The sequence below is a fragment of the Bacillus sp. LR_5 genome, from assembly GCF_042709275.1.
The window spans coordinates 1-9226 of record NZ_JAVAXX010000252.1; the positions used below are offsets into that span (position 1 = coordinate 1).

Annotated in this window: 8 protein-coding genes and 3 pseudogenes; 9 read left to right on the forward strand and 2 right to left on the reverse strand. The window is 45.2% G+C overall.

The features are described from left to right. The 8 genes and pseudogenes from RAC86_RS30265 to RAC86_RS30300 form a co-directional block, all read left to right on the forward strand. Positions 1-135 (forward strand): annotated as a pseudogene (locus tag RAC86_RS30265) (bacteriocin-like protein SboX); the annotation flags it as partial. A gap of 24 nt (positions 136-159) precedes the next feature. Further along, positions 160-1506, forward strand: coding sequence for a subtilosin maturase AlbA (albA, locus tag RAC86_RS30270; protein WP_072565429.1), 1347 nt, complete (start codon positions 160-162; stop codon positions 1504-1506). A 12-nt stretch (positions 1507-1518) separates the two neighbouring features. Next, entirely contained in the window at positions 1519-1680 is a 162-nt protein-coding gene (gene albB, locus RAC86_RS30275; RefSeq protein WP_072565430.1) for an antilisterial bacteriocin subtilosin biosynthesis protein AlbB, read from the forward strand. Then, positions 1677-2396: an ATP-binding cassette domain-containing protein gene (locus tag RAC86_RS30280; RefSeq protein WP_014115548.1), complete on the forward strand. Its 720-nt coding sequence runs from the start codon at positions 1677-1679 to the stop codon at positions 2394-2396. The genes albB and RAC86_RS30280 overlap by 4 nt, the downstream gene beginning before the upstream one ends. After that, entirely contained in the window at positions 2389-3699 is a 1311-nt protein-coding gene (albD, locus tag RAC86_RS30285) for an antilisterial bacteriocin subtilosin biosynthesis protein AlbD (protein ID WP_072565431.1), read from the forward strand. Before RAC86_RS30280 ends, albD begins: the two co-directional genes overlap by 8 nt. Continuing rightward, the gene (locus tag RAC86_RS30290; protein WP_072566791.1) at positions 3689-4849 is read left to right on the forward strand and encodes an insulinase family protein; all 1161 of its coding nucleotides are present in this window, start codon (positions 3689-3691) and stop codon (positions 4847-4849) included. Before albD ends, RAC86_RS30290 begins: the two co-directional genes overlap by 11 nt. A gap of 4 nt (positions 4850-4853) precedes the next feature. Next, a complete protein-coding gene (locus tag RAC86_RS30295; RefSeq protein WP_072565432.1) occupies positions 4854-6137 on the forward strand; it encodes a M16 family metallopeptidase in 1284 nt (427 codons plus the stop codon). Beyond that, positions 6134-6835, forward strand: a complete 702-nt coding sequence (locus tag RAC86_RS30300) for an antibiotic biosynthesis protein AlbG (protein WP_072565433.1) — start codon at positions 6134-6136, stop codon at positions 6833-6835. Before RAC86_RS30295 ends, RAC86_RS30300 begins: the two co-directional genes overlap by 4 nt. A 6-nt stretch (positions 6836-6841) precedes the next feature. Here the strand turns inward: RAC86_RS30300 and RAC86_RS39455 are convergent. Together RAC86_RS39455 and RAC86_RS30305 are read right to left on the reverse strand one after the other, a co-directional pair. Beyond that, positions 6842-6961: pseudogene (locus RAC86_RS39455) on the reverse strand (hypothetical protein); the annotation flags it as partial. 11 nt (positions 6962-6972) lie between these two features. After that, on the reverse strand, positions 6973-8328 hold the full coding sequence (locus RAC86_RS30305; RefSeq protein WP_072565434.1) for a YncE family protein: 1356 nt from the start codon (positions 8326-8328) through the stop codon (positions 6973-6975). Positions 8329-8554: 226 nt separating this feature from the next. On the opposite strand from RAC86_RS30305, the pseudogene rapF reads away from it, so the two are divergent. Next, positions 8555-9226: pseudogene (gene rapF, locus RAC86_RS30310) on the forward strand (response regulator aspartate phosphatase RapF); the annotation flags it as partial.

Consider the following 9226-nt stretch of genomic DNA (forward strand, 5'->3'; position numbering starts at 1 on the left):
TACAGGTCTATTCGGTCTATGGGGATAAGATTCTCCAAAAGGGCATAGTCATTCTACTATGCCCTTTTTAGTAAATTACAATTTTTAACTAAAATCTACCTCTTGGTTATACATACACAATCGTTTTTCATTTGAATCATATGTATAGGGGATGGTATTTTGTTTATAGAGCAGATGTTTCCATTTATTAATGAAAGTGTAAGAGTTCACCAGCTCCCTGAGGGCGGCGTGTTAGAAATCGACTACTTGCGCGATAATGTCTCCATTTCTGACTTTGAGTATTTGGATCTTAACAAAACGGCTTACGAGCTCTGCATGCGAATGGATGGGCAAAAAACGGCTGAACAGATTTTAGCGGAACAATGCGCCGTGTACGATGAATCACCGGAAGACCATAAGGATTGGTATTACGACATGCTCAACATGCTCCTGAACAAGCAGGTCATCCAGCTTGAAAATCGGTCCAGCCGTCATGCGATCACCACGAGCGGAAGCAACGAATTTCCGATGCCGCTGCACGCCACCTTTGAGCTGACGCACCGCTGTAATTTGAAATGCGCCCACTGTTATTTGGAAAGCTCGCCGGAAGCGCTCGGCACCGTGTCGATTGAGCAATTCAAGAAAACGGCTGATATGCTGTTTGACAACGGTGTATTGACATGCGAAATCACGGGCGGAGAAATTTTTGTCCATCCGAACGCCAATGAGATTCTTGACTATGTGTGCAAAAAGTTCAAAAAGGTCGCTGTCTTAACAAACGGAACACTCATGCGAAAAGAGAGCCTGGAGCTTTTGAAAGCTTACAAACAAAAAATCATTGTCGGCATCTCTCTCGATAGTGTGAATTCCGAGATCCATGACTCCTTTAGAGGGAGAAAAGGCTCTTTTGCCCAAACTTGTAAAACGATAAAATTGTTGAGTGACCACGGTATATTTGTCAGAGTCGCCATGTCCGTTTTCGAAAAAAACATGTGGGAAATCCACGATATGGCCCAAAAGGTTCGGGATCTCGGGGCAAAGGCGTTTTCTTACAATTGGGTTGATGATTTCGGAAGAGGCAGAGATATTGTCCACCCCACAAAAGACGCCGAGCAGCACCGCAAATTTATGGAGTACGAGCAAAATATCATTGATGAGTTTAAAGATCTGATTCCGATTATTCCTTATGAGAGAAAACGCGCGGCAAATTGCGGCGCTGGCTGGAAGTCCATTGTGATCAGCCCGTTCGGAGAAGTACGTCCGTGCGCGCTCTTTCCGAAGGAGTTTTCATTGGGAAATATCTTTCATGATTCATATGAAAGCATCTTTAACTCCCCTCTCGTCCATAAACTGTGGCAAGCGCAGGCGCCGCGGTTCAGCGAGCATTGCATGAAAGACAAATGCCCGTTCAGCGGCTATTGCGGAGGCTGTTACTTAAAAGGGCTGAACTCTAACAAATATCACCGGAAAAACATTTGCTCTTGGGCGAAAAATGAACAATTAGAAGACGTGGTCCAGCTTATTTAGGAGGGAAACGATTTGTCACCAGCACAAAGAAGAATTTTACTGTATATCCTTTCATTTATCTTTGTCATCGGCGCAGTCGTCTATTTTGTCAAAAGCGATTATCTGTTTACGCTGATTTTCATTGCCATTGCCATTCTTTTCGGGATGCGCGCGCGGAAGGTTGACTCGCGATGAGCATTTTGGATATACACGATGTATCCGTTTGGTATGAACGGGACAACGTCATCTTAGAGCACGTGGACTTACACTTAGAAAAAGGCGCCGTTTACGGATTGCTTGGGGTAAACGGTGCCGGAAAAACAACACTGATCAATACGCTGACAGGAGTGAACCGCAATTACAGCGGGGGCTTTACGCTGTGCGGCATTGAAGCGGAGGCCGGCATGCCGCAGAAAACATCAGATCAACTGAAGACTTACCGTTACTTCGCCGCAGATTATCCGCTGCTGTTTACAGAAATTACGGCGAAGGACTATGTGTCTTTCGTCCATTCGCTTTATCAAAAGGATTTTTCAGAGCAGCAGTTTGCCAGTTTGGCTGAGGCCTTTCATTTTTCAAAATACATCAACAGGAGAATCTCGGAGCTGTCCTTGGGAAACAGGCAAAAGGTTGTGTTGATGACAGGGTTATTGCTGCGGGCTCCCCTGTTTATTTTGGATGAGCCGCTCGTCGGTTTGGATGTGGAATCAATAGAGGTCTTTTATCAGAAAATGCGGGAGTACTGTGAGGAAGGCGGAACCATTTTGTTTTCTTCCCATCTGCTCGATGTCGTGCAGAGATTTTGTGACTTTGCGGCCATTCTTCACAACAAACAGATCCAAAAGGTCATTCCGATTGGAGAGGAGACCGATCTGCGGCGGGAATTTTTTGAGGTGATCGGCCATGAATAACATATTCCCCATCATGTCTTTGCTGTTCAAACAGCTTTACAGCCGGCAAGGGAAAAAGGACGCTATCCGCATTGCTGCAGGGCTTGTGATTCTCACCGTGTTTGAAATCGGGCTGATCCGCCAGGCCGGCATTGACGAATCGGTGTTGGGAAAAACATATATCATACTCGCGCTTCTCTTGATGAACGCATATATGGTGTTTCTTTCCGTGACATCTCAATGGAAGGAATCCTATATGAAGCTGAGCTGCCTGCTGCCGATTTCTTCACGGAGCTTTTGGGTCGCCCAGAGTGTCGTTCTGTTTGTCGATACCTGTTTGAGAAGAACGTTATTCTTTTTTATTTTACCGCTGTTCTTATTTGGAAACGGAACGCTGTCAGGGGTGCAAACATTGTTTTGGCTTGGCAGATTTTCGTTTTTTACCGTTTACTCGATAATATTCGGAGTTATGCTAAGCAACCATTTCGTCAAAAAGAAGAACTCGATGTTTCTGCTGCATGCGGCGGTATTCGCCTTTGTATGCCTCAGTGCCGCTTTTATGCCGGCCGTCACGATCCCGCTATGCGCGGTTCACATGCTGTGGGCAGTGATCATTGACTTTCCGGTCTTTCTGCAGGCGCCTCCGCAGCAGAGCAAGATGCATTCTTTTATGCGGCGATCTGAATTTTCGTTTTACAAAAGAGAATGGAACCGATTTATTTCTTCTAAAGCGATGCTGTTAAATTACGTGGTGATGGCGGCGTTCAGCGGATTCTTTTCGTTCCAGATGATGAACACCGGCATCTTCAATCAGCAAGTGATTTATATTGTGATTTCCGCCCTTTTGCTAATTTGCTCGCCGATCGCCCTTTTGTACTCTATTGAAAAAAACGATCGCACGCTGCTCATCACGCTTCCAATTAAACGAAGAACGATGTTTTGGGCGAAATATCGCTTTTATTCAGGCCTATTGGCCGGCGGATTTCTCCTTGTCGCTATCATTGTGGGCTTCATCAGCGGCCGCCCGATTTCAGCCCTTACTTTTGTGCAGTGTATGGAATTGCTGCTGGCGGGCGCGTTTATCCGGTTAACCGCAGATGAAAAAAGGCCGTCCTTCGGCTGGCAGACGGAGCAGCAGCTCTGGAGCGGATTTTCAAAATACCGGTCTTATCTATTTTGTCTTCCCCTTTTCTTAGCCACTTTAGCCGGCATCGCTGTCTCCTTGGCGGTGATTCCAATTGCGGCGCTGATCATAGTTTATTACCTGCAAAAACAGGATGGTGGTTTCTTTGATACAAGCAAAAGAGAACGGCTTGGAAGTTAACCTGCTGAAGACTCATCAATTTTCAACAATCTCAATCGCCGCGAGCTTTCTGAAGCCGATCGAAAGCGCGGCGGAGCCTGAAGAAGAAACAATCTATTTTTACGGCGCGGCTGCACACCTGAAGCAGCAAATCATTGACGCTTTCGGTTACGCCGCCGGCAGCCGCTTTATGTATTCAGCGAATCTCTTTTTTGACCAGCAGCTAAAAACCTGCGGAACCCGTTTGATTCACCCGTCATTTAACAAGAATCTTCAAGTTGATGCCCTGATGAAGACATTTGCAGACATGACTTTTCCTTCTTCTCTTTCAGCAGATGCTGTTGAAAAGGCAAAGGATGAATTGCTGCTCAAAATCGAAAAGAAATTCGCTGACCCCTTCTCCTACTCGGCCGCCCGCTTGGCGGAGGAGGCATTCGGAAACCCGATGTACGGCACAGCCATGTTTGGCCGAAAAGACAGGATACAGGCAATCCATCCACAACGGTTTCTAAATGCAATGGATTTCATCGTTGATTTATTGTCCCAACAAAAACAGCTGAACATATTGGGACATGTACAAGCATGTGATATTCCGGGACATGCATCGCAAACGTCCGCCGTAACGGCCGGAAGATTCCTCGTGAACCGGCATGTTTTTGAAACAGAGACACGCAGCGCAACAGGTCCTTCCGTCTTGACTCTCGGATTTGACTGCGGGGAGTTGAAAGATGCCAGCGATTATATCAAAATCCAGCTGATAGACGGATTGCTCGGAAAGTACGGACATTCCGCTTTATTCAAGCATTTCCGCGAAAAGGATCTGGCAGTCTATCATGTCATCACCCGATACGACATCATGAACAATTTGCTGCTTGTTTCAATATGTACGGATCAGCTTCATGAGAAAGAGATTCCCCCGCGCGTTTTGGAAGCTGTCTCACATTTTTCAGCCGATGAGCGGGAACTAGAACAGGCAAAGCAATTTTTACGCAATGAAATGCTGCTGCAATTCGATTCTCCCGAAGGGCTTTTAGCCTATATGGGAATCCTGCGCCGCTTCTCCTGCACGAAAGAAGACTTGCTGGATGGCATCTCAGCGGTTACGTGCCGCGATGTATTGCCATTCATAGCGGCTATCAATTATATCGGAGCTCATGTAGTAAGGGGATGAAGAGATGGAAAAGAAAGCCTTTTTTCAACAACTGGATGAACGAACCGATATCAGATACACAGACAGCGGGCTGAAAATATTCAGATTGAAGTTCCCCCGCGCCCATTTGCGGCTGTGCAATGTGAAAATCGATTTTGGAAGCCGGGATATCCGCTTACAGGCAGAATCAGGTGACACGCTTCTCCCGTATGGCACAGCGCATTTTTTAGAGCATCTTCTCTTCTGGCATAATGGCCGCAATCTGTACAGTGATTTTTTTGCGCATGGCGCGCTTTTAAACGCGTTCACCACCTACACCGATACCAATTTCATGTTTACCTCATTGCCGGATCGGCTCAGACAGACGATCCCCATCCTGCTTGATGCGTTATGGAACAACTCATTTGACAAGAAGATGATCACTCAGGAAAAAGCTGTGATTACAAGCGAAATTCAAACAGCACACCTCAATCATCAGCTCTCTTACCATTATCAGCTGATCAGCATGCTTTCTCCCGCCTCACCTGCTGCCGTCTTCCCCGCAGGCAGAATCGAGGACATTAAGGCGCTGGACATCTGTGATTTACAAAAAGCCTACAATGCCGCCTATCAGCCCCAGCGGATGACGCTGTTTTTGATCGGAGGCTCAGAAGACACGGAAGCCCTTTTGCCTCCTCACCTCCGGCTGGAAAAGCGTCCAGATCATAAAGCAGAAAGAAAAATCATCTCCGTTTCCTCTCCACCAGCCCTCTCACAAAAGATGGTGCTTGGTAATGAGGAGCGGATGGAAGACACATGGACCGGATTACAGATCGGCGCAATTCCCGGAGAAAACAATCTGTTGACGTTAAAGCTTTATTGGGACATCGCGTCTCGTATTCTATTTCAATTAGATTCACCGTTTTTTCAAGAGATTCAGCAAACGTACCGCCTGGAAATCGATCGCTTATCAGCCGAGGCTCACATGTATGAGGATGGCGGTTTTTTGATCCTTCACAGTCAAGGGGCGCATTCTTCGGCTTATATTGATGTCGCTTCCTACTATGTCACACAGCAAAAACAACAGATTGAGGCCTGGCTCCAATACGGCAAGGATTCTTTGACGGACGCGATCATTTATGACAGCGATTATGTTCGTAAATGCTTCGAATGGGCGGCCGAGTGTGACAGGTGCGATTGCACGTTTCTCGACATGTACCGAATCATTCACGGTATGAATAGTCAAGATTTCTTGTCTCTCATTGATGCATTGGCATCTTCTAAAAAAGCGGTCATTCATGTTTCTCAGAAAGAGGCGATCGGACAATGAGAAAAAGCAATGTCTTTACCGTGTTGCTGCTGCTCTTAGGTATGGCGGCTTATTCCTTCGGCTGGGTTCAGGCCGTCGCCGAAGCCGCAGCGCAATATGTACAGATATTTAATAACGATGCTTTGCAGCTCGGACTGCTGGCTTGTATCGCTGCCGTTCTGATGCTGCCTGCTTTTCTCTATCTTCACTATGTCATCCAATCCGTGAAAAACATGACAGCAGCTTTTCAGAAACTCACACAGTCTCATCAAAGCTGCTGTGACTTCCAGCATCACAGATTGTGCAGCCGCTATGCAGAAGACGTCAAATCGCTGCGTGACAGCTATAAAAATGTCCGCCAAACATACGTGATGGCTGCTGTATTATGCCAAGTCATCATATTCGGCTGCATGTTCGAAATCGTTAAAGCCGTCCCTTTCCGCCTTCACACGCCCCTTGCCGTTTCAATGGGGCTGGCATTGTTACTGATTTTGTATTTATTGTTTTACATGCGAACATACTTGCTGCAGCTTTTCCAGCATGGTACCCTGTTCAAAAAAATTCTTGCGGGAGTGCTGACAGTAGCCGGGATTGGGTGGATGCTCAGTTTCACCATAAGTGAACTGCTGTTTCTGGTCATCCTGGCTGCCATCCAGCAGATCGGATCATTTATTTATAAACGATTCTCTAATCACGGCTTCACTTATCTCGACCTGTGAAATAAGCTATATCGCTATCACAGACGGACCGTCCCCAACCGGAATCACCGTCACAGCTGTATCATCACTCGTGCGGTACACGGTCACGGTATTATTGTTAGGCTGTGCCGCATAAATATACTGATTGTAGATGTTGATTAAATTGCAATGGCCCCCGGTGAAACCCCAAGAGATATCACAGTTTCCTCAGAATAATCATCTGTGTTGTAAACAATGATGCTCTGCTCTATAAAACGAGTTGCATACAGAAATTCGCCATTCGGGGTAAACGCATAGTCTGTTGCTGATTGCGGAAGATTTCCAATTACGCCTGCTCCATTCGGACTGACAGAATATAAATTGCCAGTGAAGCTGTCATGTAAATACACCTCTGATCCACTCGTAAACATTACATATAGCCCGTCAGGCTCCAGCTCTTGGGTATCCCTGATCGTAAACGTATTTAAATCAATAACCGTCAAATAATTGAATAAGAATTCTTGTTCTAATACATACGCATACCGCTCCGTAGAATCTGTTTCTATGGATGATACGATAAGCTCTCGTTCAATCGTTCCTGTGACTTCGCCGGTGAATAGGTCCACTTTTTGCACTAAACCAAAATTAAGAACATAGGCGAATAACCCATTGGGATCAATTGCAATATCAAAACCTTCTACAGGAATAGACCTCTCGACAGCCAACGTATCAATTCTAATCACATAAATGACAGTGCCGGCGAAAGCATAAGCAAATTCATGATTAGGGATAAATGTAATCGATTGAGGCTGCTGATCCAGCAAAATAGATGCTGTCACCGTTAATGTCTCATAGTCGATGACAGAAATCACATTATTGTTGAAATGCAAGACAAACACAGCGCTTTTATCCGGAGTTATTTCAATACCTGTCGGCCGGTACGGAAGAGCAATCGTTGTCACAACAGTATGAGTGTTTGTATCAATCACAGAAACTGATTGATCATTTGGATTCGCTGTAAACGCATAAACAGGCTCCGGCTCCGGTACAAGCACAATCGTCCCCGTCACCGATAAAGGACTGCCGTAGAACGGCGGAACGACAACAAGGTTCTCGATCGTGATGCCACTGAAATCCGGGCAATCATCCGGGTTATCAGAATAATAGACGACTTGATCGATCTCTGCATTGTGAATGACAGAAACGGCCCCGTCCCCTTGTCCATATTGATTTCGCACTGGTGAGACACTGACGAGAAGCGTAACGGTTCCCTGCAGGCGTACTGCAAATTGAACACCGATTTCATCAGGCTCAGGCCCCGTCTCAATTAAGCAACGTTCACTGACACAAGAAAGGCTGTCTGCATTCCACGTGACGTTTGCAACAGCTTCAGCCGGATCAACAACAAACCCCTCAGGCAATTCAATCGGCGCTTGAAACATTGCTTCACGGCTAGCTTCTTCCTCACAAAAACATAAACATTCTTCTTGTGTGGCTCCTGCTTTTTCTTTAAAGGAAAGCTTGTTTTTTCTCATACCTTCACTTCCTTTTCAGAAATACACTGCTCACGCAGATACAACAGAATATGGAAGGTGAATGTGTTTGCTTGTACAAATTGCTGAGGACAAAAGCAGTTTTTGAAAAAATCCCCATCAATGCGGTGTAACGAAAGAAAAGATTGCGGTTTTTTTGCGCTTCTCACAAGAATGATGATGATAAAATATGACATATATAGAATAATGAAGGGAGGGATTTGCAAACGTGACAGGTGTCATATCTTCTTCTTCCGTCGGAGAAAAGATTAACGAATGGTATATGTACATACGCCAATTCAGCATACCCGATGCAGAGTATTTGCGAAGAGAAATCAAACAAGAGCTGGATCAAATGGAAGAAGATCAGGATCTTCATTTGTACTATTCACTGATGGAATTCCGGCACAACCTGATGCTTGAGTACCTTGAACCACTAGAGAAAATGCGGATCGAGGAACAGCCGAGATTGTCAGATTTGCTGATTGAGATTGATAAAAAACAGGCGCGTTTAACTGGAGTCCTTGATTATTACTTTAATTTCTTCAGGGGCATGTATGAGCTAGACCAGCGGGAATATCTGTCGGCTATTAAATTTTTTAAAAAGGCCGAAAGCAAGTTGATATTTGTTAAGGATCGGATAGAGAAGGCAGAGTTTTTCTTTAAGATGTCTGAATCTTATTACTATATGAAACAAACGTATTTTTCAATGGACTATGCACGGCAGGCATATGAAATATACAAAGAACATGAAGCTTATAATATAAGATTGCTGCAGTGTCATTCTTTATTTGCCACCAATTTTTTAGATTTAAAACAGTATGAGGATGCCATCTCACATTTTCAAAAAGCTTACTCTATGGCAGAAGCTGAAAATCAGCCCCAATTAATGGGAAGAACA